The sequence below is a fragment of the Streptomyces sp. NPDC058701 genome (assembly GCF_042715295.1).
GTDB lineage: Bacteria > Actinomycetota > Actinomycetes > Streptomycetales > Streptomycetaceae > Streptomyces.
The window spans coordinates 142,004-167,133 of sequence record NZ_JBHXSY010000001.1 but is presented as its reverse complement, the minus strand read 5'-3'; the positions used below and the strand labels follow the sequence as shown (position 1 = coordinate 167,133).

21 protein-coding genes are annotated in these 25,130 nt (G+C 72.9%); 9 read left to right on the top strand and 12 right to left on the bottom strand.

The window, feature by feature from the left end; all coding sequences use genetic code 11:
* Window positions 1-2: 2 nt before the first annotated feature.
* From ACFWW8_RS00770 to ACFWW8_RS00740, 7 genes are all read right to left on the bottom strand, one after another.
* Window positions 3-1,823: a branched-chain amino acid ABC transporter permease gene (locus tag ACFWW8_RS00770; protein ID WP_386521752.1), complete on the bottom strand. Its 1,821-nt coding sequence runs from the start codon at window positions 1,821-1,823 to the stop codon at window positions 3-5.
* Between the two features lie 5 nt (window positions 1,824-1,828).
* Complete coding sequence (locus ACFWW8_RS00765) at window positions 1,829-2,758, bottom strand: branched-chain amino acid ABC transporter permease (protein ID WP_383915215.1); 930 nt, start codon at window positions 2,756-2,758, stop codon at window positions 1,829-1,831.
* Window positions 2,759-2,874: 116 nt separating this feature from the next.
* On the bottom strand, window positions 2,875-4,107 hold the full coding sequence (locus ACFWW8_RS00760; RefSeq protein ID WP_386521750.1) for a branched-chain amino acid ABC transporter substrate-binding protein: 1,233 nt from the start codon (window positions 4,105-4,107) through the stop codon (window positions 2,875-2,877).
* A gap of 301 nt (window positions 4,108-4,408) precedes the next feature.
* Window positions 4,409-4,903: a Tat pathway signal sequence domain protein gene (locus ACFWW8_RS00755; RefSeq protein ID WP_386521747.1), complete on the bottom strand. Its 495-nt coding sequence runs from the start codon at window positions 4,901-4,903 to the stop codon at window positions 4,409-4,411.
* A gap of 160 nt (window positions 4,904-5,063) precedes the next feature.
* Complete coding sequence (locus ACFWW8_RS00750; protein WP_386521745.1) at window positions 5,064-5,480, bottom strand: hypothetical protein; 417 nt, start codon at window positions 5,478-5,480, stop codon at window positions 5,064-5,066.
* 39 nt (window positions 5,481-5,519) lie between these two features.
* Window positions 5,520-5,996, bottom strand: coding sequence for a PaaI family thioesterase (locus tag ACFWW8_RS00745; protein ID WP_267722266.1), 477 nt, complete (start codon window positions 5,994-5,996; stop codon window positions 5,520-5,522).
* 53 nt (window positions 5,997-6,049) lie between these two features.
* Window positions 6,050-8,320 carry an FdhF/YdeP family oxidoreductase gene (locus ACFWW8_RS00740; protein WP_386521741.1) on the bottom strand — a complete coding sequence of 757 codons (2,271 nt, stop codon included), beginning with the start codon at window positions 8,318-8,320 and terminating at the stop codon, window positions 6,050-6,052.
* A 105-nt stretch (window positions 8,321-8,425) separates the two neighbouring features.
* Here ACFWW8_RS00740 and polA point away from each other — a divergent pair, with 105 nt between their 5' ends.
* On the top strand, window positions 8,426-11,146 hold the full coding sequence (gene polA / locus ACFWW8_RS00735) for a DNA polymerase I (protein ID WP_386521738.1): 2,721 nt from the start codon (window positions 8,426-8,428) through the stop codon (window positions 11,144-11,146).
* Between the two features lie 30 nt (window positions 11,147-11,176).
* On the opposite strand, the gene ACFWW8_RS00730 is transcribed toward polA, so the two are convergent.
* Complete coding sequence (locus ACFWW8_RS00730) at window positions 11,177-12,070, bottom strand: DUF4184 family protein (RefSeq protein ID WP_386521736.1); 894 nt, start codon at window positions 12,068-12,070, stop codon at window positions 11,177-11,179.
* 231 nt (window positions 12,071-12,301) lie between these two features.
* Here ACFWW8_RS00730 and ACFWW8_RS00725 point away from each other — a divergent pair, with 231 nt between their 5' ends.
* The 3 genes from ACFWW8_RS00725 (at window position 12,302) to ACFWW8_RS00715 (ending at window position 15,166) form a co-directional block, all read left to right on the top strand.
* Window positions 12,302-13,603, top strand: coding sequence for a lytic transglycosylase domain-containing protein (locus ACFWW8_RS00725; RefSeq protein WP_386521734.1), 1,302 nt, complete (start codon window positions 12,302-12,304; stop codon window positions 13,601-13,603).
* Window positions 13,604-14,024: 421 nt separating this feature from the next.
* Window positions 14,025-14,165, top strand: coding sequence for an SPW_0924 family protein (locus ACFWW8_RS00720; RefSeq protein WP_386521731.1), 141 nt, complete (start codon window positions 14,025-14,027; stop codon window positions 14,163-14,165).
* A 14-nt stretch (window positions 14,166-14,179) separates the two neighbouring features.
* On the top strand, window positions 14,180-15,166 hold the full coding sequence (locus ACFWW8_RS00715) for a DUF3068 domain-containing protein (RefSeq protein WP_386521729.1): 987 nt from the start codon (window positions 14,180-14,182) through the stop codon (window positions 15,164-15,166).
* On the opposite strand, the gene ACFWW8_RS00710 is transcribed toward ACFWW8_RS00715, so the two are convergent.
* The gene (locus tag ACFWW8_RS00710) at window positions 15,156-17,777 is read right to left on the bottom strand and encodes an ATP-dependent RNA helicase (RefSeq protein ID WP_386521725.1); all 2,622 of its coding nucleotides are present in this window, start codon (window positions 17,775-17,777) and stop codon (window positions 15,156-15,158) included. The genes ACFWW8_RS00715 and ACFWW8_RS00710 overlap by 11 nt on opposite strands.
* A 2-nt stretch (window positions 17,778-17,779) precedes the next feature.
* Window positions 17,780-18,640 (bottom strand): class I SAM-dependent methyltransferase, encoded by an 861-nt coding sequence (locus ACFWW8_RS00705; RefSeq protein ID WP_386521723.1) that lies wholly within the window; start codon window positions 18,638-18,640, stop codon window positions 17,780-17,782.
* Window positions 18,641-18,992: 352 nt separating this feature from the next.
* Here ACFWW8_RS00705 and rpsA point away from each other — a divergent pair, with 352 nt between their 5' ends.
* From rpsA to ACFWW8_RS00685, 4 genes are all read left to right on the top strand, one after another.
* Window positions 18,993-20,504 carry a 30S ribosomal protein S1 gene (gene rpsA / locus ACFWW8_RS00700; RefSeq protein WP_386521720.1) on the top strand — a complete coding sequence of 504 codons (1,512 nt, stop codon included), beginning with the start codon at window positions 18,993-18,995 and terminating at the stop codon, window positions 20,502-20,504.
* A 260-nt stretch (window positions 20,505-20,764) separates the two neighbouring features.
* Window positions 20,765-21,703 carry a PAC2 family protein gene (locus ACFWW8_RS00695; RefSeq protein ID WP_386521717.1) on the top strand — a complete coding sequence of 313 codons (939 nt, stop codon included), beginning with the start codon at window positions 20,765-20,767 and terminating at the stop codon, window positions 21,701-21,703.
* A 44-nt stretch (window positions 21,704-21,747) separates the two neighbouring features.
* Window positions 21,748-22,368 (top strand): dephospho-CoA kinase, encoded by a 621-nt coding sequence (gene coaE, locus ACFWW8_RS00690; RefSeq protein WP_386521714.1) that lies wholly within the window; start codon window positions 21,748-21,750, stop codon window positions 22,366-22,368.
* 361 nt (window positions 22,369-22,729) lie between these two features.
* Window positions 22,730-23,062: a tetratricopeptide repeat protein gene (locus ACFWW8_RS00685; protein WP_384025778.1), complete on the top strand. Its 333-nt coding sequence runs from the start codon at window positions 22,730-22,732 to the stop codon at window positions 23,060-23,062.
* Window positions 23,063-23,128: 66 nt separating this feature from the next.
* Here the strand turns inward: ACFWW8_RS00685 and ACFWW8_RS00680 are convergent, their stop codons facing one another.
* Both ACFWW8_RS00680 and ACFWW8_RS00675 read right to left on the bottom strand, forming a co-directional pair.
* Entirely contained in the window at window positions 23,129-23,389 is a 261-nt protein-coding gene (locus tag ACFWW8_RS00680) for a DUF6343 family protein (protein WP_386521711.1), read from the bottom strand.
* Between the two features lie 87 nt (window positions 23,390-23,476).
* Window positions 23,477-24,112, bottom strand: a complete 636-nt coding sequence (locus tag ACFWW8_RS00675) for a hypothetical protein (protein ID WP_386521708.1) — start codon at window positions 24,110-24,112, stop codon at window positions 23,477-23,479.
* A 195-nt stretch (window positions 24,113-24,307) separates the two neighbouring features.
* Between ACFWW8_RS00675 and ACFWW8_RS00670 the strand changes: the two genes are divergently transcribed.
* Window positions 24,308-25,130, top strand: an 823-nt coding sequence (locus ACFWW8_RS00670) for a helix-turn-helix domain-containing protein (RefSeq protein WP_386521705.1), incomplete at its 3' end; no start/stop codon positions are given.

The window sequence follows — 25,130 nt, the reverse complement described above, 5'->3', positions numbered from 1 at the left end:
GGTCAGACCCCTGCCTTGCCGAGGACCGTCGGAGCCGCAGCCTCGGGGTGGAGTTCGAGCTGGTTGCGGCGGTTGGGGATGAGGCCTTCGGGGCGCAGTCGCATGAGGATGATGAGTGCGAACCCGAAGACGAGGAGCTGGTACTCGCCGAGGAACTGGAGCTTGTTGGGGATCAGGAAGAGGAGTGATCCGCCGACGAGCGGTCCGGCGATGGTGCCCATGCCGCCGAGGACGACCGCGGCGAGGAGGAAGGCGGAGTTCGGCGGTACGGCGTTGGCGAACTGGTACTGGTCGGGGGTGACCGTGTACTGGACGTGTGCCTGGACGACGCCGGCGAGGCCGGCGAGGGTGGCGCCGAGGGCGAAGGCGATGAGCTTGACGCGGAAGCCGTTGATGCCCATGGCTTCGGCGGCGGTCTCGTCTTCGCGGATGGCGACCCAGGCCCGGCCGATGCGGGATTCCGCGCTGCGGCGGAACACGAGGACCACGATGAGGGTGATCAGCAGCATCAGCAGGAAGTAGTTCGCGAACCGGCCGATGGTGAAGCCGGCGATCGTGTGTGCTGCCCCGAAGTCGAACCCGAAGAGGTTGATGTTGGGGATGTTGGCGATGCCGTTGGGCCCGTTGGTGACGTCGGGGCCGGAGACGCCGTCGAGGTTGTTCATGGAGATGCGGAAGATCTCTCCGAAGCCGAGCGTCACGATGGCGAGGTAGTCGCCGCGCAGGCGCAGGGTCGGGGCGCCGATGAGGACACCGAAGATCATCGAGGCGGCGGCGCCGGCGAGGAGTGCGGCCCAGAAGGGGAGCTGCACGCCGAACGGGGAGTTCGGGGAGCCGGAGACCAGGGCCGCGGTGTAGGCGCCGACTCCGAGGAAGGCGACGTAGCCGAGGTCGAGGAGGCCGGTGAGGCCGACGACGATGTTCAGGCCGAGGGCGACGGTGGCGAAGATCAGGATGTTGACCCCGAGGTTCGCGTACTGGTCGTCGGTCTGGGTGAGGGGGAAGGCGGCCGCGGCCGCGAAGGCGCCGACGAGGGCGACGTTGCGGTGGCGGGCGGTGAGGGTGGTGACGCGGCTCATGAGGCCGGCCTTGTTGAGCGCGGCGGCACCGAAGCCGGTGGTGATCAGGAAGCCGATGAAGAGTTCCTGGTACGGGGTGGTGATGCCGTAGGTGAAGACGGTGAGGCCGAGTCCGAGGACGGCGGCGATCAGCAGGATCTCGGCCCAGGAGGGCAGGGCGCGGGCGGGGGTGGCGGGGCCGGAGGCGAAGGAGGCCTTGACGGTCGTCCACTTGTTGCCGGCTTCGTGCTTGAGCTTGTCCCAGCCGGTGTCGTCGGGGTCCGGTCCTTCGAGCGAGGGGCGCTCGAAGGGCAGGGCGAAGGCTCCGACGACGGCGAGGAGGCTGACGAGGGCGGCGACGCCGGCACCGGGTTCGAGGTCGACGATCGCGCCGAGCTTCACCACGATGGCGATGACGGTGTACCAGACGACGGCGAACGCGGCGAGGGCGGAGAGCTTGATCGCTGCGTCGGCTCCGGAGGGTGCGAGCCAGCGGAAGCCCTTGACGCCGTAGGAGGCGAGGCCGAAGGCGGTGGTGAGGGCGCCGCCGATGAGGGCGAGCCACTGGAGTCCGCCGGGGTAGCCGTAGACGGTGAGGTCGCCGGGGAAGGCGGAGGTCCAGGTCCAGGCGAGGAAGGCGGAGAGGACGGTGAGTGCGCCGCCGACGGTGGCCAGGGCGCGGGCGGTCTTCTCGGGGAGGGCGATGAAGCCCTTGTCCGGTGCGGGGGCGGTCTTCGCGGTGTCCGCGGTGATGGTCGTCGTCATGGATCTCACACCCTGTCCGCCACGCGCTGGCCCAGCAGGCCCTGCGGCCGGAAGAGGAGCACGAGGATGAGAAGTACGAACGCCCAGGTGTTGCCCCAGGACTGTCCACCGAGCTGTTCGAGGCCGGGGATTTCGGCGACGTAGACGGTGGTCAGGGTCTCGGCGAGGCCGAGGACGAGGCCGCCGACCATGGCGCCGTAGATGTTGCCGATTCCTCCGAGGACGGCGGCGGTGAACGCCTTGAGGCCGAGGAGGAAGCCCATCTTGAAGTTGACCTCGCCGTACTTGAGGCCGTAGGCGACGGCTCCGACGGCGGCGAAGACGGCGCCGAGGGCGAACGCGGTGGTGATGATGCGGTCGGTGTTGACGCCCATCAGCTTCGCGGTGTCGGGGTCCTGCGCGGTGGCCTGCATGCCGCGGCCGGTGCGGGTCTTCTTGACGAAGAACCCGAGGAAGGCCATGGAGATGGGGGCCGCGATCAGGAGGAAGATGTCACCGGTCTGGATGGTGATGCTTCCGAGGTGGAAGGGTCCGCCGGGGATCTCGGGGAAGACGAGCGAGCTCGTCGCGCCCGGGTACCAGGCCCATACCGCCTGCTGGAGGGCGATGGACAGCCCGATGGCGGTGATGAGCGGTGCGAGGCGCGGAGCGTTGCGCAGTGGGCGGTAGGCGAAGCGTTCCGCGGCGACTGCGATGGTGGTGGCCACGAAGACCGCGCCTATGAGCATCAGGGGCAGCGCGACCCACATGGTCGAGCCCGTGGGGAGCATCATCCAGACCGTGAGGGCTCCGAAGCCGCCGGTCATGAAGATCTCGCCGTGGGCGAAGTTGATGAGCTGGACAATGCCATAGACCATCGTGTAGCCGATGGCGACGAGCCCGTACATGGATCCCAGTAGCAGGCCGTTGACCAGCTGTTGCGGCAGTTCGTGCACCGCAGGTCCTCCGAGTCTTTCGACGGATGTGACACCGCGCGGGGCGCTGTGGTGTGCGCGCCCCGCGCGGCAGGTGTGGTGGGCGCCAGGGGACGTGGTCCGCTAGCTGGTGGAGGTCAGCCGCCGAAGGTGCCGGACTCGACGGACTTCCAGTCGCCGCCCTCGACCTTGTAGACGGTGAGCTGCTTGTTGGTGGCGTCACCGAACTCGTCGAAGGAGACCTTGCCGGTCACGCCCTCGAAGGAGACCTTCTGGACGGCGTCGAGGACCTTGGCGCGGGCGTCGGTGGGGAGCTTGCCGCCGTTGCCGTCGACGACGGCCTTGATGCCCTCGATGATGGCCCAGGCGGAGTCGTACGAGTAGCCGCCGTAGGCAGCGAACGGCTCCTTGAAGCCGGCCTTCTCGTAGTTGGCGACGAACTCCTTGGCGGAGGGCAGGCTCTCGACCGGTGCGCCGACGGAGGTGGAGAGGTCGCCGGTGGCGCCCTCACCCGCGAGCTCGACGAACTTCTTGTCGTAGATGCCGTCGCCGCCGACGAGCGGGATGGTGGTGCCGGAGGCCTTGATCTGCTTGCTGAGCGGGCCGGCCGCCGGGTACTCGCCGCCGTAGTAGACGACGTCGGCGCCCGAGCTCTTGACCTGGGTCACGATCGCGGAGAAGTCCTTGCTCTCCGGGTCGATGTGGCCCTCGCCCGCGACGGCGCCGCCGAGCTTGGTGAACTCGCCCTTGAAGGTTCCGGCGAGGCCGGCGCCGTAGGTCTTCTTGTCATCGATGATGAAGACCTTCTTCTTGCCCGCCTTGTTGAAGAGGTACTGCGCCGCGAACGGGCCCTGGATGGCGTCCGTGGTGGCGGTGCGGAAGTAGCTCTTGTAGGTGCGGACCTTCTCGCCGGTCGCCCACTTCGGCCCCTGGGACAGGGACGGGCTGGTGTTGGCCGGGGAGATCTGGACGAGCTTGGCGTCGTCGAAGACCTTCTGCATCGACTCGGAGACCGAGGAGTTCAGCGGGCCGACGACACCGAGGACGTCCTTGTTGGCCGTCAGCTTCGTGGCGTTCTGCTGGCCGGACGAGGCCTGGGCCTGGTCGTCGAGGGCCTCGATCTTGAAGGTGACGCCCTTGACGTACTTCTTCTCGTTGGCCTGGCGGACGGCCAGGTCGACGGAGTTGCGGATGCCGAGGCCGAGGGCCGACAGGTCGCCGGTGAGCGGGGCGTCGACGCCGATGACGACCGTGGTGTCGCCGCCGCCGGCGTCGTTACCGCCCTTGTCGTCGCGCGAACCACAGGCGGTGAGAGTGAGGGCACCCGCGGCAAGCGCGGCCGTCACGGCAATGAGCGAACGATGACGCACGATCAGTCCTTTCCAGGCACAGCGTCCCCCGTGGGACGCTCCGAGTCGTAACGCGGGAAACCGAACTGAAGGAAATCCGGCGGTCGCGGTGACTGGCCGTGACTCTAAGCGGCTGATAGGCCGATATGGAGGGCTCAGGCCAATGATGTAACTCTCTTGTTATGCCACGGCGTAATACATAGCGGATCTCTGGGGGTGGAACGGGGGAATTCCGGTCGGTTCGTCTTGTCCGCATGCTGAGATGGGGCAGGACTGTCAGGTGGTTTGAGTCCTGACAGTGCAGGAGTGTTGGGGGTTTCGCTCATGACGCGCCGGAGGCCACCGCATCTCGATCTTCGGGACAAGCCCTGGTCAGAGCGTCGGAGAGATCGCGCGCATAACGGTCACCCAGGATGTAACCGTGCTCTTCCTTCTGGCGCCGATTGCTCAGAGTTACCTCAAGAAATGGAAGCCCTGAATTCCGTGCTACATGCACGCAGTCGACGGCCCGAATCTCGACCACCAGGTCACGGGCCCCGCCCGCGGCGACGACGAGCGGCGGCCGTGGCCGGGAAGCGACGGCGAGCGCCCGCGAGGGCTGGGTGATCCGCTCGATGGTCACCGGCGGCCCCGACGAGGCGGCGACACGGACGGTGAAGGCGAAGGCGCTGCCCGGCTCGGCGGGCTCCACGGGGTGCCCGTACGCGAACGAGACCACCTGGGACGGCGCGGCAGGCTCCGCCGCCGCCACCGGCGTGGGCGGCCGCGGACGGGCGGCGTAGAGATGCCCGCCCCCGCCGGCCAGCGCGGTCAGCACGGCCGCACAGACCAGCGCGCGGCGGTGCCGCGCCGCCCGCGCGGCCCAGGCCGGGAGCGGCCGGGGCCGGTCCGGCGGGCGTTCGAGGCCCCTGGTGCCCTCACCGGGCTCCACCGGGCCGACGCCGCTCACCGCGGGCCGCCCGCGGCGGCCGGGCGGCTCACCGCCACGGGCCGTCGGTCGGGGCGCCGGAGCGGTGGCGCTCGGTGCAGCGGGCCCGTGCCTCCCGGGCGGCGAGGGCGCGTCCGGCGGCCGGGCCCGCGGCCGTCTGCTCGGCGCGGGCGGCGGCGGTGACCGCGCGCAGGATCTCGTACTGGGCGCCGGACAGGCCCATGGCCTGGTAGTCGAGCCCGACGGCGTCCCGGCCCTCGGCGGCGTCGAGCAGGACGCCGCTCCAGTGGGTGACCAGGGCGGTGCACAGCTCGGCGGGCGAGGTGGTGCGCGGGGCGGGCGTCCCGGGTGCGGGGGCGGGCGCGCCGGACGGGCCGCCGGCCCCGGAGCAGCCCAGGGCGAGCGCGGCGATCAGTGTCGCCGCGCCCGTCGCCCGGGCGCTGCCCGGCATCGGTCCCGTACCCATGCGAGGCACGCTAGACCGGTGGGCCGGGGGTGACAACGGTCAGGCGTTGCCGGGGTGTTGCGGGTTCGCGTCGCGCAGCAGACAGGTCAGCCGGGCGGTGCAGACGCGGCGGTCCTGGTCGTCGCTGATGACGATCTCGTAGGTGGTGGTGGAGCGGCCCCGGTGGACCGGGGTCGCGACGCCGGTGACCAGGCCGGACCGGGCGCCGCGGTGGTGGGTGCAGTTCAGGTCCACGCCCACGGCGATCTTGTTGATGCCGCCGTGCATCATCGCGCCGACGGAGCCGAGGGTCTCGGCCAGCACGGCCGAGGCCCCGCCGTGCAGCAGTCCGTACGGCTGGGTGTTGCCCTCGACCGGCATCGTGGCCACGACGCGCTCCGCCGAGGCCTCCAGGATGCGGATGTCCATCCGCTCGCCGAGGTGGCCCGCCGAGAACAGCGTGGGCAGGTCGATGCCCAGGGCCGCGTACTCGTCGAGCACCTCCTGCGGGAACTTCACGGTGTGCTGCTCGCCCATGGGCCGGCTCCGCCTCTCAACGTCGTTGACCTGCTTGTCCTGAGGTCGTTCTATCAGGCCGGTTCGAAGCGCACGACGACGGACTTGCTGGCGGGGGTGTTGCTGGTGTCCGCGGTGGAGTCCAGGGGGACCAGCACGTTGGTCTCGGGGTAGTACGCGGCCGCGCAGCCCCGGGCGGTCGGGTAGTGCACGACGCGGAAGCCGGGCGCGCGCCGCTCCACCCCGTCCTTCCACTCGCCGACCAGGTCGGTGTACGCGCCGTCGGCGAGCCCGAGCTCGGCCGCGTCCTCGGGGTTGACCATGACGACGCGGCGGCCGCCGGTGATCCCGCGGTAGCGGTCGTCGAGGCCGTAGATGGTGGTGTTGTACTGGTCGTGGCTGCGCAGGGTCTGCAGGAGCAGCCGCCCGGCCGGCACCCGCGGGTACTCGACGGGGGCGGCGGTGAAGTTCGCCTTCCCCGTCGCGGTCGGGAAGCGGCGCTCGTCGCGCGGGGCGTGCGGCAACCGGAAGCCGCCGGGCCGGGCGACGCGGGCGTTGAAGTCCTCGAAGCCGGGGACCACGCGGGAGATCCGGTCGCGGATGGCGGAGTAGTCCCGCTCGAACTCCTCCCACGGGGTCTTCGACGCCTCGCCGAGGACCGCGCGGGCCATGCGGGCCACGATGGCGGGCTCGGACAGCAGGTGCGGTCCGGCGGGGGCGAGGTTGCCGCGCGAGGAGTGGACCATGCCCATGGAGTCCTCGACGGTCACGAACTGCTTGCCCGAGGCCTGGGTGTCCTTGTCGGTGCGGCCCAGGGTGGGCAGGATCAGGGCGCGGCGGCCCGTCACCGCGTGGGAGCGGTTGAGCTTGGTGGAGACGTGCACGGTGAGCGAGGCGCGGCGGACCGCGGCCTCGGTGACCTCGGTGTCGGGGGTCGCGCCGACGAAGTTGCCGCCCATGGCGAAGAAGACCTTGGCCTCGCCGTCCCGCAGGGCCTGGATGGAGCGGACCACGTCGAAGCCGTGCGTGCGGGGGGAGGTGATCGCGAACTCGCGGTCGAGAGCGTCGAGGAAGGCGGGCGCGGGGCGCTCGAAGATGCCCATGGTGCGGTCGCCCTGGACGTTGGAGTGGCCGCGGACCGGACAGACCCCGGCTCCGGGCCGGCCGATGTTCCCGCGCAGCAGCAGGAAGTTGACGACCTCGCGGATGGTGGCGACGGAGTGCTTGTGCTGGGTCAGGCCCATGGCCCAGCAGACGACGGTCCGCTCGGAGGCCAGGACCATGGCGAGGGCGCGCTCGATCTCCGGCCGGGTCAGGCCGGTCGCGGCGAGGGTCTCGTCCCAGTCGCTCTGCCCGGCGGCTGCCGCGAACTCCTCGTAGCCGTGGGTGTGTTCGCGGATGAAGGCCTCGTCGGTGGCCCCGCCCGCCTCGATGACCAGCTTGTTGAGGAGCCGGAAGAGGGCCTGGTCGCCGCCGATGCGGATCTGCAGGAACAGGTCGTTCAGCGCGGTGCCCTTGAGTATGCCGAGCGGGGTCTGCGGGTTCTTGAACCGCTCCATCCCGGCCTCCGGCAGCGGATTCACCGAGATGATCTTCGCGCCGGACGACTTGGCCCGCTCCAGGGCGGACAGCATGCGGGGGTGGTTGGTGCCCGGGTTCTGTCCGGCCACGATGATCAGGTCGGCCTGGTGCAGGTCCTCCAGGGAGACGCTGCCCTTGCCGATGCCGATCGTCTCGTTCAGCGCGGAGCCCGAGGACTCGTGGCACATGTTGGAGCAGTCGGGCAGGTTGTTCGTGCCGTACTCGCGGACGAAGAGCTGGAAGAGGAACGCGGCCTCGTTGCTGGTGCGGCCCGAGGTGTAGAAGACGGCCTCGTCGGGGGAGGCCAGCCCGCGCAGCTCCTCGGCGATGATCGCGAAGGCGCGCTCCCAGGACACCGCCTCGTACCGGTCGCCGCCCGGCGGCAGGTACACCGGCTCGGTGATCCGGCCCTGCTGCCCCAGCCAGTACCCCGAGCGCTCGGCCAGCTCGGCGACGGGGTGCGCGGCGAAGAACTCCGGGGTGACCCGGCGCAGCGTGGCCTCCTCCGCGACGGCCTTGGCGCCGTTCTCGCAGAACTCGGCGGTGTGCCGCTCGTCGCCCTCGGGCCAGGCGCAGCCCGGGCAGTCGAAGCCGTTCTTCTGGTTGACCTTGAGGAGGGTGCGGGCGGTACGGGCGAGGCCCATCTGCTGCTGCGCGATCCTCAGGGTGTGCCCGATCGCCGGCAGCCCCGCCGCGGCGTGCTGGGGGGGCGCGACCTGCGGCGCGTCCTGTACCGGATCACCTGCGGGCGGCTTGGCGGCCATGTCGCTCCCCTTCGAGCAGTCGTGCGCGTATACATCCGATCCTGTCACGGACCTCCGACATCGCCGACGCCGGAATTGTCAGCGGGGGCGCCTAGGATCGGGGGCGTGGCAGAGACAGCAGCGCAGAAGACGGACCAGACGACCGCGGCGGACCGCCCCCGCCTGATGCTCATGGACGGGCACTCCCTGGCGTACCGGGCGTTCTTCGCGCTGCCCGCGGAGAACTTCACGACCGCGACCGGACAGCCGACCAACGCGATCTACGGCTTCGCGTCGATGCTGGCGAACACGCTGCGCGACGAGGCGCCCACGCACTTCGCCGTCGCGTTCGACGTGTCCCGCAAGACGTGGCGCTCGACGGAGTTCCCCGAGTACAAGGCGAACCGTTCCAAGACCCCCGACGAGTTCAAGGGCCAGGTCGAGCTGATCGGCGAGCTCCTCGACACGATGAACGTGCCGCGGTTCGCCGTCGACGGCTTCGAGGCCGACGACGTGATCGCGACGCTGGCCACGCAGGCGGAGGCCCTCGGCTTCGACGTGCTGATCGTCACCGGCGACCGGGACTCCTTCCAGCTGGTGTCCGAGCACACCACCGTGCTGTACCCGACCAAGGGCGTCTCCGAGCTCACCCGGTTCACCCCGGAGAAGGTCGAGGAGAAGTACGGGCTCACCCCCCAGCAGTACCCGGACTTCGCGGCGCTGCGCGGCGACCCGTCCGACAACCTGCCCGGCATCCCCGGCGTCGGCGAGAAGACCGCCGCCAAGTGGATCACCCAGTTCGGGTCGTTCAAGGAACTCGTCGAGCGCGCCGAGGAGGTCAAGGGCAAGGCCGGACAGAACTTCCGGGACCACCTGGAGGCCGTCAAGCTCAACCGCGTCCTGACCGAGATGGTCAAGGACGTGGAGCTGCCCAAGTCCCCTGCCGACCTGACCCGCCTCCCGTACGACCGCGCCGGGATGCTCGGCGTACTGGACGTGCTGGAGATCCGCAACGCCTCGCTGCGCGAGCGGCTGCTCGCCGTGGACCCGGGCACCGCCGAGGAGGAGGCCCCGGCCCCGGCGCCCGCCGTGGAGCTGGACGGCTCCGTCCTGGGCGCGGGCGAACTCGCCCCCTGGCTGGAGGCCCACGCGGGCGGACCGCTGGGCGTGGCCACCGTCGACAGCTGGAACCTCGGCGCGGGCAAGGTCACCGAGATCGCCCTCGCCGCGGCGGACGGCGCGGCCGCCTGGTTCGAGCCGCACGCGGTGGACGAGGCCGACGAGCGGGCCTTCGCGGCCTGGGCCGCGGACCCTGCGAAGCCCAAGGTCGTGCACAACGCCAAGGCCCTCATGCGGGTCTTCCCCGAGCACGGCTGGACCCTCGCCGGGGTCACCATGGACACGGCCCTCGCCGCCTACCTGGTCAAGCCCGGCCGCCGCTCCTTCGCCCTGGACGCCCTGTCCAACGAGTACCTGCACCGCGAGCTGGCCCCCGCCGCCGCCGACGGCCAGCTCGCCTTCGGCGCCGACGACACCGCCGAGGCGGACGCGCTCATGGCGCAGGCCCGCGCGGTGCTGGACCTGGGCGACGCCTTCGCCGGCAAGCTCGACGAGGTGGGCGCGACCGAACTGCTCCACGACATGGAACTCCCGACGTCCGAACTGCTCGCCCGGATGGAGCGGGCCGGCATCGCCGCCGACCGCGACCACCTGGACGCCATGGAGCAGCAGTTCGCCGGCGCCGTCCAGCAGGCGGTGAAGGAGGCGCACGGCGCGGTCGGCCACGAGTTCAACCTCGGCTCGCCCAAGCAGCTCCAGGAGGTCTTCTTCGGCGAGCTGGACCTGCCGAAGACGAAGAAGACCAAGACCGGCTACACCACGGACGCCGACGCGCTCGCCTGGCTGGCCACCCAGACCGACCACGAACTGCCGGTCATCATGCTGCGCCACCGCGAGCAGGCCAAGCTGCGCGTCACCGTCGAGGGCCTGGTCAAGTCCGTCGCCGCCGACGGCCGCGTGCACACCAGCTTCAGCCAGACCGTCGCCGCGACCGGACGGCTGTCCTCCACGGACCCGAACCTGCAGAACGTGCCGGTGCGCACCGACGAGGGGCGCGCCATCCGGCGCGGGTTCGTCGTCGGCGAGGGCTTCGAATCCCTCATGACCGCGGACTACAGCCAGATCGAGCTGCGCGTCATGGCCCACCTCTCCGAGGACGCGGGCCTCATCGAGGCCTTCGCCACCGGCGAGGACCTGCACACCACCGTCGCCTCCCAGGTCTTCGGAGTGGAGCGGTCCCAGGTCGACGCCGAGATGCGCCGCAAGATCAAGGCGATGTCGTACGGGCTGGCGTACGGGCTGTCCGCCTTCGGCCTGGCCCAGCAGCTGAACATCGAGCCCGCCGAGGCACGGGGCCTGATGGACACCTTCTTCGAAAGATTCGGCGGGGTCCGCGAGTACCTCCAGCGCGTCGTCGACGAGGCCCGCGCCACCGGGTACACGGCGACCGTCTTCGGCCGCCGCCGGTACCTGCCCGACCTCAACAGCGACAACCGCCAGCGCCGCGAGGCCGCCGAGCGGATGGCGCTCAACGCCCCGATCCAGGGCACCGCGGCCGACATCGTCAAGGTCGCCATGCTGCGCGTCGACAAGGCGATCACCGAGGCCGGGCTGTCGTCGCGGATGCTCCTCCAGGTCCACGACGAAATCGTGCTGGAGATCGCCCCGGGCGAGCGGGAGCGGGTCGAGGAGCTGGTGCGGCGCGAGATGGGCGCCGCCGCCGATCTGCGGGCCGAGCTGGACGTGTCGGTGGGTGTCGGACCCGACTGGGAGTCCGCCGCGCACTGACGTCCGCCGTACGTGGAACGCCCGTCCCCGCTAGGCGCTGGGGACGGGCGTTCGCGCGTCCGCGTCGGTGCCGGTGCCGGTGCCGGTGCCGGAGTCCGTGGCCGCGGCCCGCGCCGTACGGTCGTGGCGGTGGCGCAGCCGGACGAGGACCCCGTACAGCAGCAGGGCCACCGCGAGCCCGCCGCCCGCGCCGAAACAGACGGTCGGGACGAGGTCGAGCGGGTGGCTCACCCGGTCGAAGAACGTGAAGAACCGGATCACGCGCACCGTGACCCCCACCGCCACGCACACCACGACCAGCACGAGCGCGCCCACGGTCTCCGCACGGGTCAGCACCGGTACGGACGCCGGGGCCGGAGCGGCCGGGATCCGGCGCAGCGCGGTCACCGTGAACCAGAGCAGGACGCAGGCGGCGACCGCCGAAGTGCCGTACTGCAGGTACGAGTAGAGGGGCAGGCCGTAGGCGACCGGCTCGCCGAGCGCGGGCAGCGCGTCGGTGCCCCACCGGTCCAGGTGGGTGAAGCTGTCCCACACGACGTGCGTGAGCGAGCCGATGACCGCCGAGACGTAGAACCACCCCGCGAGCAGCGGGAGTCGGCGGCCGCGCCACCGCTCACCCCGCAGGAGGGCGTACGCCCTGCCCCGCTGTCCGCGGGGGAGAAGCGCGACCAGCGGCTCGCGCATCAGCAGCCAGCACGCCGCGAGGACCGCGGTGAGGACGGCGTCCGCGGTGAGGACGCCCGTCAGCGTGTGCGTGAAGGAGCCGTACGACATGACGCCACCGACCACCGCGTCCGCGAAGTAGAAGGTGTCCGGGGCGAACGACCCCAGGACCAGCGCCGAGGCCACGAGCGGGCCGCGCGCCCGGCCGGTCCGGCGGACGGCCGGCAGGACGGCGGCCGCGTGGCTGAGGGTGAACGGCATGGCGCCTCTTCTCGGTGTGCGGTGTGCGGTGCGGGCTGTGGAGGGGCTTCGGGGCCGGGGACCCGCCCTCTACTTCGGTTAGTTCAGGCCAATGCGGCCCGAAGGGTCCGGACAGTATGCGTGACCTGCGCAGGGACGTGGGGATGTGGTGAAGTTCCACACCGCGGTCCGTGCCCTGTGCAGCGAACTGACATAGGGTCACGCGGACGTCGAGGGGGAGGGGTCCGGCTCATGTCGGCTCGCATATTCGGACGCAGGGTGCGCAGGGGCGGCGCCGCCGCTCTGGTCTCCGCTCTGGTGGTCGCCGCGGTGACGGCCTCCCAGGGGCCCGGCGCGGGCGGCACGGACCGCATCGCCACGGCCGGCGAGGACAGCGCGCGGTCCGCCCCGGAGAAGGGATCCGGCGGCGACTCCTCCTACTTCACCGAACTGCCCCCGCTGATCGGCCCCGAGCCGCTGCCCGCCGTACCGCCCGCGGACGCCGCGGCACCGGCCGGGCAGGCCGCGGCGGCGACCGGGGGCGCGGAGCCCGTGGTCACCGGCGCGGGCGAGGGCGCGCAGGGGATACCGGCGAGCGTCCTCGCCGCGTACCGGAACGCGGAGCGCACGGTGGGGAAGAGCGACCCCGGGTGCGGGCTGCGCTGGCAGCTCCTCGCGGCGATCGGCAAGGTGGAGTCGGGGCAGGCGCGCGGCGGTCGGGTCGACGCGGCCGGAACCACACTGCGGCCGATCCTGGGGCCGGTGCTCGACGGGAACGGCTTCGCGAACATCTCGGACACGGACGGCGGGGCGTACGACGGCGACGCCCGCTACGACCGGGCGGTCGGACCGATGCAGTTCATCCCCTCCACCTGGGCGGCCTGGGGCCAGGACGCGGACGGCGACGGCCGGCGCAACCCGAACAACGTGCACGACGCGGCCCTCGCGGCCGGCCGCTACCTGTGCGCCGGCACGCGGGACCTGCGGGTGGCGGCGGACCTCGACCGGGCGGTGCTCTCGTACAACCAGTCCACGGAGTACCTGCGGACGGTGCGGTCCTGGTTCGCGTACTACCTGAAGGGGACGCACGAGGTCCCGGACGGCACGGGTACCGGCCCCGGTACGGGTGCCGCCCCGGCCGCCCCGGCCGCCCGGCCGAAGCCTGGCCCGCACCCCGGCCCGGCCCCGGCGCCGGCCCCCCGGCCCACGCCGAGCCCGACGCCGCCTCCCAGGCCGACGCCGACGCCGGCTCCGACGCCCACCCCGGTCCCGACGCCGCCTCCCACCCCGACCCCCACCCCGCCCCCCACCCCGACCCCCACGCCGACCCCCACGCCGGTCCCGACGCCCACCCCCACCCCGGCTCCGACGCCCACTCCTACGGCCACCCCGTCCCCCAAGCCGACGCCGACGCCCACCAAGCCCGCCGCGTCCCCGAAGCCCGGAGCGACGGCGACAGCGACGGCGACAGTGTCCGCGTCTCCGTCCCCCTCCCCGTCCCCGTCCGGTTCCCCCTCCGCCGCGCGCCCGGCCGCCCCGAGCCCGACCCCGTAGCCCCGGCGGCGCCCGTCCCGCACCGCCCGGCGCCGCGACACCGCCCGGCCCCGCGACACCGCCCGGCGTCCCGGTGGCCGGCGTCCGCCGGAGGCGACGGGGGGTCTGCCGGCGCACCACCCCGCAAGCGCGCTCCGGCACGGCCGCTCCTGGTCGGGGGCTCCACCCTGCGGCCGTACACCGTGCCGCCGGTGTCCCGGGGCTGCCCGCCGGTCCGGCGGTCCCGGCCCGGGCCCGCCCGAAGGCCGGCGCCGACGAGGTGACGAGGGCGGGGTCCGGGCTGTGCCGAGCCACCGCCTCGGGGTTCGGCCCCGCAGGTCAAGGGTTTCCGCCGGATCCGGGGTCCAGACGGTTCTCATCTCGGCCGCACATTGCTACGGTGCCTCCGCCCTGACGCCCCATCAGATTCCGGAGGCCCGGCATGCGTCCGTTCGTCGCCGCCGCCAGCGGGCTCGTCCTCGCGGTGCTCCTCGTCCTCGCCATCACGGCGCTCGGGGCGCCCGAGGGCCAGACCTCCCCCAAGCCCCTGCTCACCACCGCGCCCCCCGCGCCCGGAAAGTAGAGGAGGGCCCGGCGATGCGACGCAGAGCGAGCCTCGTCCTGCTGGCCCTGGCCGTCTTCTGCGCGGCCCTCGCGCCGCTCCTGCGCTGGTACGCGTACCCGCGGCTCGCGAAGATCCCGCCGAACCAGTACCAGGAGATGGTCCTGGAGGCGAAGGACGCGACCCTCATCGACTACCTCGACGGCATGAAGCCCAAGAAGGTCGACAAGGTCACCATCGTCCAGACCCTCAAGGGCAACGTGGAGGCCTCGAAGGAGATCGAGGCGAGCGCGGGCCGCGACGTCGTCGTGTGGGACACCCTGTCCCACATCATGGGCCCGGACGGCAAGACGGTCTCCCAGATCCCCGAGCGCTACATCTTCGACGCCCACACCCAGGACCCGGTGCACGCCACGGGCGAGATGGTCGACGGGGACCCCGTCAGGCGCGAGGGCATCGAGTTCAAATGGCCCTTCTTCACCGAGCCGCGCGACTACCTGTACTTCGACGCGCAGACCCGCACCTCGTCGCCCGTCCACTACGTCGGCCCGCGCACCTTCAAGGGCATGGACGTCTACTACTTCGAGCAGACCGTCCCCTGGACCAAGGTCCCCATGCCCAAGAAGATGCCCATCGAGGGCATCGACCCGACGACGCTCGAACAGACCACCGGCACCAGCCTCTGGTACACCACCAAGGCGATGTTCTGGGTCGACCCGGTGACCGGCGCGCCCGTCAACGCCGAGCAGCAGATCCAGCAGGAGATGCGCGGCGGGTTCGCGGCAGCGGCCCCCGACGGCAGGATCACCGCCTTCGCCGGTCACGTGAAGATGCGCGAGGACTACAGCGACCACACCGTCGACCTCGTCCGGGCGAACCGTACGAAGGTCCTCGCGCTCCACACGTACGCCCCCACCGGCCTGGCCGCCGGCGGGCTGGTGCTCCTGGGGGTGGCGCTGTGGCTGGAGGCCCGGGGGCGGCGGCGCCGACCGGACGGCGGGGACGGCGCGCTCAGCGCTTGAGCCGGGCGCTGGTGTACCGGGTGGCCTCCGCAGTGGCCGGGTCCTCCGGCCACGGGTGCTTCGGGTACCGGCCGCGCAGCTCGGCACGGACGGCGCGGTAACCGCCCCGCCAGAACGACGCGAGGTCGGCGGTGACGGCCGCCGGCCGCCCGGCGGGGGACAGCAGGTGGACGAGTACGGGCACCCCCGCCACCCGCGGCGTCTCGGCCATCCCGAACAGCTCCTGGAGCTTCACGGCGAGCACCGGCTGCTCCCCGGAGTAGTCCACCCTGACCCGGGAGCCGCTGGGCACCCCGATCCGCTCCGGGGCCAGCTCGTCCAGCCGGGACGCCTCCCCGGTCGCCCACGGCAGCAGCCGGTTCAGCGCCTGCGCGGCGCCGATCCGGCCGAGGTCCGAGCGGCGCCGGGCCCGGGACAGCTCGGGCTCCAGCCAGTCGTCGGCCCGGTCCAGCAGGGCGGCGTCGTCCGCCACGTCCGGCCAGCCCCCGCCGAGGGTGCGGTGCAGGAAGGCCAGCCGGGCCCGGAGCGCCCGCGCGTCGGGCGACCAGTGCAGCAGGCCGAGCCCCTCCGTGCGGAGCCCGTCGAGCAGGGCCGCGCGCACCAGCGCCGGATCCGGGGCGCGCAGGGGCCGGACGGTGAGCTCGATCGCCCCGAGCCGTTCGGCCCGGCGGGCGGTCAGGTCGCCGTCTTCCCAGCACACCTCCTCCGCGTCAGAGTGGAGGTGCCCGGCGGCCAGCCGGGCCGTGTCCCCGTCGATGACGGCGGCCAGCCGGACCCGGGCCGACGCCGCGTGCGGGGCGCGGTCCGCCACCGCCACCGCCAGCCAGGGCGCGCTGCGCAGCCGCGACCCGTCGCCGAGCTCGGCTCCGGTCCCGGACGCCATCAGGAACGCCCCGTCGCCCCGCGCCCGCGCCACCCGCTCCGGGAACGCGAGCGCGGCCACGAGCCCGGCGGCCGCGTCGTCGGGGAGCACCGCACCGGGGGAGCGGCCCGAAGCGCCACGGGAGCCCCGCCCCGCGCCGTCCCCGGGCGCGGCCCCTGCGGCAGCGCCGCCCGAGGCCGCCCCCGCGCCGTCGCCGCCCGCGCCGACGTCGGCTCCCGGGGATCCCGCCGCGCGCTCCAACCGGCCGGCCTCCGCCCGCCAGCGGCCCGCGTAGGCGTCGCCGCCCCGCCGGGCCGCCCGCCACGCGCCCGCCAGGTCGTCCCCGTACTCCCGCGGCGGCTCCTCGCTCAGCAGCGCCACCACCTCGGCCGCCCGCCGGGCCCCGAGGGCCGGGGCGCCGTCGAGCAGGGCCCGGGCGAGCCGCGGGTGGAGCCCCAGCCGGGCCATGCGCACGCCGCGCGGCGTCGGCCGCCCGGCGGGATCCACCGCGCCCACCGCGCGCAGCACCTCCCGCGCCGCGGCCATCGCCCCGGCCGGCGGCGGATCCAGCAGCGCCAGCCCGGCCGCGTCCGGGTCGCCCCAGCACGCGGCCTGGAGGGCGAACTGGGCCAGGTCGGCGATGCGGATCTCGGGCGCCGGGTACGAGGGGAGGCGGCCGTCCTCCGCTTCGGTCCAGCACCGGTACACCGCGCCCGGCGCCTCGCGCCCGGCCCGCCCCGCCCGCTGGCGCCCGGCCGCCCGGGACGCCCGTACGGTCGCCAGCGCGCCCAGCCCCCGCGCGTGGTCCACCCGGGGCTCGCGCGCCAGCCCGGAGTCCACCACCACCCGCACCCCCGGCACGGTCAGGCTCGACTCCGCGACCGCCGTCGCGAGGATCACCCGGCGGTGCTCCGAAGCCGTCAGCGCCGCGTCCTGCACGGCCGCCGGGGCCCGGCCGTGGACCTGCAGCACCTCCGCGTCCACCCCGCCCAGCTGCCCGGCGACCCGGGCGATCTCCCCGACGCCGGGCAGGAAGCACAGCACGTCACCGGAACGTTCCGCCAGCGCCCGCCGCACCACCGACGCCACGTGCGCCAGCTGCGCCGGGTCCACCCGCATCCCGTGCGGCGGCCGCACCGGGCGGGCGGGCGGCGCCCAGACCGTCTCCACCGGGTACGCGGTCCCCGCGGCCTCCACCACCGGCGCGCCGCCCAGCACCCGGGACCAGCCCTCCGCGTCGGTCGTCGCCGAGGCCGCCACGAGGCGCAGCTCAGGCCGCAGGGTCTCCCGTACGTCCAGCAGGAAGGCGGCGACGGTGTCGGCGTCCAGGTGCCGCTCGTGGCACTCGTCCAGGACCACCACGTCCACGCCCCCCAGCTCCTGGTCCCGCTGGAGCCGCTGGAGCAGGACGCCCGTGGTGACCACCTCGACGGCGGTCGACGGGCCCACGACCCGTTCCCCGCGCACGGTGAAGCCCACCGAGGCCCCCACCCGCTCGCCCAGCAGCCAGGCCATCCGACGGGCCGCCGCCCGGGCGGCGATCCGCCGGGGCTCGGCGACCACCACGCGGCGGCGGGGCCCGCCGCCCGCCAGGCCGGCCAGGACCAGGGGGACCAGGGTCGTCTTGCCCGTGCCGGGCGGCGCGCACAGCACGGCGGCGCCGTGGCCGTCGAGCGCGGCCGTGAGCGCCGGCAGGGCCTCCCGTACGGGAAGGGCGTCGAGGTCGGAGGTGCGCGGGGTCGGGGACACGGTCAGTCGCGCTCGCAGACGAAGATCGCGGTGCCGGGGATCAGATTGCCGCGCAGCGGGGACCACCCGCCCCACTCCTGGCTGTTCCAGGCGGGCCACTGCGGCTCGACCAGATCGACCAGGCGGAAGCCGCCGGCGACGACGTCGCGCACGCGGTCGCCGACCGTGCGGTGGTGCTCCACGTAGACGGCGCGGCCCTCCTCGTCCTGTTCCACGTACGGGGTCCGGTCGAAGTAGGACGCGGAGACGGACAGTCCCTCCGGACCCGGTTCGTCGGGGAAGGCCCACCTCAGGGGGTGGGTGACGGAGAAGACCCAGCGGCCGCCGGGCCGCAGGACGCGGTGGACCTCGCGCATCACGTTCACCGGGTCGGCGACGAAGGGGACGGCGCCGTACGCGGAACAGGCCAGGTCGAAGGAGGCGTCCCGGAAGGGCAGCCGGCCGGCGTCGGCCTCGACGAGCCGGACCGCCGGCGCGTCGGAGCCGCCGATGCGCAGGGCGTGCTGGAGCTGGCGGTGGGAGAGGTCGAGGGCGACCGGACGGGCACCCCGCGCGGCCAGCCAGCGCGAGCACTGCGCGGCGCCGGCGCCGATCTCCAGGACGTCCTTGTCCTTCAGGGAGGCGGCGGGACCGAGCAGAGCGGCCTCGGCCTCGTCGAGCCCCTCGGGACCCCAGACGAAGCGGTCGTCGCCGAGGAACGCGCCGTGCTCGTTCTGGTAGTCGTCGGCGTTGCGGTCCCACCAGCCGCGGGCCGCTCGGCTGCTCTCCGCTTCCCCGGCGTCACGCCGCGTGGCCTCGGCGTCGTCCTCGGGGACCGGATCGGCTCCGCGGGCGTCTTCGTGGGCGTAGTCCTCTTGGTTCATGGGGCCCGTCGTCGTAGTCTGCGAATGTCTGCTGGAATCCGGCAGGGAAGTCCCATCGGGGCGACCCCGCCCACGAATTGTGCCGGTGATGCGGCGATCTGCCCGTGGTGTGCGCCTTCGCGCATTGACCCTGTCCGGCTGCCCCCGTATGCTACAAGTTGCGCTGCGAGCCTGTGCTCCTCAGACCTAGCAGGCTGCGCTTGTATTTGTTGAGGTCCCCTCGGTTTTCGAGGCCCCTCCGCATCTGCGGAACGGGGGTCTCCTTGGCTGTCCGGCTTCGGCAGATGCCGATAAGGGCTCCCGGCGTAGCAGTACCTACGACTTTCTGTCCGTAACCGGAGCCCTTTCCCACATGACGAGCAGCACCGAGACCACCGCCACCACTCCGCAGGTTGCGGTCAACGACATCGGCGACGCGGACGCGTTCCTCGCGGCGATCGACGAGACGATCAAGTACTTCAACGATGGCGACATCGTCGATGGCGTCATCGTCAAGGTTGACCGGGACGAGGTTCTCCTCGACATCGGTTACAAGACCGAAGGTGTCATCCCGAGCCGCGAGCTGTCGATCAAGCACGACGTCGACCCGAACGACGTCGTCAAGGTCGGCGACGAGATCGAGGCCCTGGTTCTCCAGAAGGAGGACAAGGAAGGCCGCCTGATCCTCTCGAAGAAGCGCGCTCAGTACGAGCGTGCCTGGGGCACCATCGAGAAGATCAAGGAAGAAGACGGCATCGTCACCGGTACCGTCATCGAGGTCGTCAAGGGTGGTCTCATCCTCGACATCGGCCTCCGCGGCTTCCTGCCGGCCTCTCTCGTCGAGATGCGTCGCGTCCGCGACCTCCAGCCCTACGTGGGCAAGGAGCTCGAGGCGAAGATCATCGAGCTGGACAAGAACCGCAACAACGTGGTCCTGTCCCGCCGCGCCTGGCTCGAGCAGACCCAGTCCGAGGTGCGTCAGACGTTCCTCACCACCCTGCAGAAGGGTCAGGTCCGCTCCGGCGTCGTTTCCTCGATCGTCAACTTCGGTGCCTTCGTGGACCTGGGCGGCGTCGACGGTCTCGTGCACGTCTCCGAGCTGTCCTGGAAGCACATCGACCACCCGTCCGAGGTTGTCGAGGTCGGCCAGGAGGTCACCGTCGAGGTCCTCGACGTGGACATGGACCGCGAGCGCGTCTCCCTGTCGCTGAAGGCGACGCAGGAGGACCCGTGGCAGCAGTTCGCCCGGACCCACCAGATCGGTCAGGTCGTCCCGGGTAAGGTCACCAAGCTGGTTCCGTTCGGTGCGTTCGTCCGCGTGGACGAGGGCATCGAGGGTCTGGTCCACATCTCCGAGCTGGCCGAGCGCCACGTGGAGATCCCGGAGCAGGTCGTCCAGGTCAACGACGAGATCTTCGTCAAGGTCATCGACATCGACCTTGAGCGTCGCCGGATCTCGCTGTCGCTGAAGCAGGCCAACGAGTCCTTCGGTACCGACCCGGCGTCGGTCGAGTTCGACCCGACCCTGTATGGCATGGCCGCGTCGTACGACGACCAGGGCAACTACATCTACCCCGAGGGCTTCGACCCCGAGACCAACGACTGGCTCGAGGGCTTCGACAAGCAGCGCGAAGCCTGGGAGGGCCAGTACGCCGAGGCGCAGCAGCGCTTCGAGCAGCACCAGGCCCAGGTCATCAAGAGCCGCGAGGCCGACGAGGCCGCCGCTGCCGAGGGCGCTGCCGCTCCGGCCGCGAGTGGCGGCAACGTCAGCGCGGGCATCTCGGGTGGTTCGTACTCCTCGGAGTCGGACGAGACCTCCGGCGCCCTGGCGTCGGACGAGGCCCTCGCCGCGCTCCGCGAGAAGCTGGCCGGCGGCCAGAGCTGATCGCAGCACGCTTCGCACTCCGGTGTGAGCATGCCGAGCAGAGCTGAACAGAGCTGAAAGGTAAGGCCCGTCCCCTCAGGGGGGCGGGCCTTACTGCTGTGCCCGCGCGGTGCCCGGCCGACGTGCCCGGCCGATGTGCCCGCCGCCGGTGCCGGCGGCCGGACATGATCCGTCGCGTTCTCGTGAAGGGCGTCAACTGGGGAATGACGGCGGTCGTTTGGACGTTCTTCCACAGAACGAGGCGAGGAGGAGTGGTGACGGTGCTTGATCCACAGGGTCTGTACGAATGGGACGCCCAGGGCCTGGCGGTGGCCGACCTGGCTCTCACCCAGGACTCGGCCGGGCTGGTCATGCTGTACCACTTCGAGGGGTACATCGACGCGGGTGAGGCCGGGGAGCAGATCGTCGAACGGCTCCTGGACACCCTGCCCCACCAGGTCGTGGCCCGCTTCGACGCGGACCGGCTGGTGGACTACCGGGCCCGGCGCCCGCTGCTGACGTTCCAGCGCGACCACTGGGCCGAGTTCGAGGAGCCCCGGCTGGAGGTCCGGCTCGTCCAGGACGCCACGGGCGCGCCCTTCCTGCTGTTCTCCGGCCCCGAGCCGGACGTGGAGTGGGAGCGCTTCGCGCTCGCCGTCCGCCAGATCGTCGAGCGCCTCGGCGTCCGCCTCTCCGTCAACTTCCACGGGATCCCCATGGGCGTCCCGCACACGCGCCCCGTGGGCATCACCCCGCACGGGAACCGGACCGACCTCATGCCGGGGCACCGCAGCCCCTTCGACGAGGCCCAGGTGCCCGGGAGCGCGGAGTCCCTGGTGGAGTTCCGGCTGGGGCAGGCCGGGCACGACGTGCTGGGCGTCGCCGCACACGTGCCGCACTACGTGGCGCGTTCCGCGTACCCGGACGCCGCACTGACGGTGCTGGAGGCGATCACCGCGGCCACGGGGCTGGTGCTGCCGGCCGTGGCGCACGCGCTGCGGACCGAGGCGCACCGTACGCAGACGGAGATCGACCGGCAGATCCGGGAGGGCGACGAGGAGCTGGTCGCCCTCGTGCAGGGGCTGGAGCACCAGTTCGACGCGGCCGCCGGGGCCGAGACCCGGGGCAACATGATCGCCGAGCCGGCCGAAATCCCGTCGGCGGACGAGATCGGGCGGGAGTTCGAGAAGTTCCTCGCGGAACGCGAGGGCGAGAACTGACACCGGAACCGTCACGGGGAACGACACCCCTTAGGCTGCGGGGCATGCTGAAAGTAGGACTGACGGGCGGAATCGGCGCCGGCAAGAGCGAGGTCTCGCGGCTGCTCGCGGGGTACGGGGCGGTCGTCGTCGACGCCGACCGGATCGCGCGGGAGGTCGTGGAACCCGGAACGCCAGGGCTCGCGGCCGTCGTGGCGGCGTTCGGGGAGGCGGTACTGACCCCCGAGGGGACGCTGGACCGGCCCCGGCTCGGATCGATCGTCTTCGCCGACCCGGAGAAGCTCCGGACCCTGAACGGGATCGTGCACCCGCTGGTCGGGGCACGGTCCGCCGAGCTCGAAGCCGCGGCGGGACCCGACGCGATCGTGGTGCACGACGTACCGCTGCTCGCGGAGAACGGGCTGGCCCCGCTGTACGACCTGGTGGTCGTGGTGGACGCCGCCCCGCAGACGCAGCTGACGCGGCTCGTCGACCTGCGCGGCATGGCCGAGGAGGAGGCACGGGCCCGGATGGCCGCGCAGGCCACGCGCGAGCGGCGACTGGCGGTGGCGACGCTCGTCATCGACAACGACGGGCCCCTGGAGGCTCTCGAACCGCAGGTCCGCACGGTCTGGGAGGAGCTCGTGGCGGCGCGGGCGGCGGCGCGGCCGGACGCCGGAGCCTGACGCGCGCGGCCGCCGGGGCCGCGGTCGCCCGCGGCAGGGGCAATGGGCCGGGGCCGGGTGGACCGGGTCGAGGTGAGATCGGGCCGAGGTGAGATCGGGCCGAGGTGCGATCGGGCCGAGTGGGACCGGGCCGAGACGGGATCGGGTCGGGTGAGATCGGGTCGAGGTGAGACCGGGCCGGGACGAGATCCGGCCGGGTGGGACCGGGTCCAGGCGAGATCGGGAAGAGGCCGCCTGGGACGGATGCGTCGAACGCGCCCGCAGGGGGAAGGAACAGTTCGTGTCCGACACCACGCCGCCGTCGTCGCCGTCCTCGTCTTCGTCCTCGTCGTCCGGTGCGGCGAGCCCGGAGACGCACGTCATCGACTACCGGGCCGCCGAGCAACTGCTCGCCGCGCGTGATCCGCGCGGCGCCGTCAAGCTGCTCGACTCCGTCATAGCCGCCCACCCCGAGAACACCGCGGCCCGGCTGCTGCGCGCCCGGGCCTTCTTCGCGTCCGCCCAACTGCGCCCGGCGGAGCTGGAGTTCGAGCTGGTCCTGGAACGGGAGCCGGACAACGCCTTCGCCCACTTCGCACTGGCCCGTACCCACGAGCGCTCCGGCCGCCCCCAGCAGGCCCGCAAGCACTTCCGGCTCGCCGCCGCCCTCGACCCCCGGCCCGAGTACCTGGCGGCGGCCCGCTTCGAGGACTGAGCCACGGCTCCAAGGCCGCTCCAGGGCCGGACGGACCGGGCCCGTGGGCGGGTCCGCTGACGGGCCTCAGGAGCCGGGCGGCGGCTCGTACGGCGGGACGTCCCGGCCGGGCTGGTAGTGCGGCCCCTGGCGGATGCGGCGGACCACCACGGCCAGGTCCACGGCCGCCAGCAGCGCGAGCGCCCCGCAGGCCGCCGCCCACCCGGGGCGGCCGGCCAGCGAGAACACGGCCGCCCCGCCGACGGCCCACAGCAGCCCCCACAGGCTCAGCCACAACCGCAGCCGCAGCGGGCTGCGGGCGGTCACCGGCTCGTTTCCCGTACGCATGCTCATCGCCTCGGTTCCCATGGTCCCACCGCGGCCGCGGCGGCGGGGGGCCGGGAGGCCGCGGGAGCGGGGCGATCGCCTCCCGGATCAGGGATTGAGCTTGTTCACGGCCTTCGTGGTGGTCTTCTTGAAGGCCGGGACCGGGGCGTCGGTCAGGTGTCCCATCTGGCCCCACTTGACGACCGTCACCGTGGAGCCGTCCCGTCCGATGCCGAAGAGGGCCACCCCCGGCTCGGAATCGGGGATCGAGGTGTGCACGCCGTAGACGTGGGCGCCCTCCTCGACGGGCAGCTTCCCGTAGTCCTGCCAGGAGGCGGTGCCGCCCGGTGTGGTGCGCAGCCAGTCGGAGGCGCAGGCCGCGACCTTGCGCTCCAGGGCGCGGGCGAGCTTGACGGCCGCGGCGTCGGAGGCGGCCCGTACGGAGACCTGGACGGCGCCGGCGTCGACGTCGGTGCCGAACGAACGGTGCCAGCTGCCGGCCGCGGGGAGCGCGCCCTCCAGGCAGAACGGTGCGGTCTCGGGCAGCCCCTTGGTGACCTTGCCGGAGTACCAAGGCGAGCTGGCGTGCGGCGGCAGGTCGGTACCGGTGAGGAACCCGGGGGCGGCGACGGCCGCCGTCGCCGTGGACGAGGCCGTGAGGACGAGCGCGGAGGCCGCCGCGAAGAGCGCGGTGGCAAAGGTGGTGGAGACGAGGGTGGCGGAGGCGCCAGGGCGTCGGAACATCGGTGGATCTCCCCGTGGGTGTCGGTGCGTTGCGGTACGGGGACAACCCTGCCCGGGCGCGGGGTGTCGGGCGACGGATCGCGGGGGATTCGGGACACTGGAACGGCCGTACGTGCTGTCACCTGGGGGAACACCCCCTGCATGGAACGGCGTCGTGGGACGGGGAACGCCGTGGGCGTGGGCGGGGGAACGGACATGGGGACCGGAACGGATGCGGGGACGGGCATGGGAACGGGTGCGGGGGCCCGCGCGGGGACGGGGACGGGCGAGTCGGAGCGGTTCGCGCGGCTGATGCGGGAGCTGAAGGAGCGGGCGGGGCTGAGTTACGGAGTCCTGGCGCGCAAGCTCCACACGAGCACCTCGACCCTGCACCGCTACTGCAACGGCGAGGCGGTGCCGACGGAGTTCGCGGCCGTGGACCGCTTCGCGCGGGCCTGCGGGGCTTCGCAGGGGGAGGCCGTGGAACTGCACCGGGCGTGGCTGCTGGCGGACGCGCGGCGACGGGCCGGTGCGGGGGGTGTGGGGGTGCCGCGGGCCGTGCCGGCTGGGGCGGGGGCGTCGCGAGGGGCTGCGGAGACGGCACCGGAGCCCGCGTCCGCGCCGGAGGCCGGGGCGGGGGCGGGGGCGGGGGCCGGGGCGGCGCGCGCGGTCGAGGCCGCGGGAGCCGTGGTGCCACCGCCCGCGGGTGGCGCCGACGGCGGAGCCGCCCGGGGCGAGGGCGAGGGCGTAGGCGAGGGCCGGGATCGGGACGAGAACCAGGGCGAGGGCACGGGTACCGGCACGGACGTGGACGGGGGCCGGGGCGGGGGCCAGAGCCGGGGCCGGGCGGAGGGCACCGGCACCGGCACCGGCACGAATGTGGACGTGGACGGGGGCCGGGGCCGGGGCAACGGCGGGGGCACGGACACGGACGTGGACGAGGGCCGTGGCCGGGGTGAGAGCGGGGGCCGGGGCCCGAGGGAGGGCACCGGCACCGGCACGAATGTGGACGTGGACGGGGGCCGGGGCCGGGGCAACG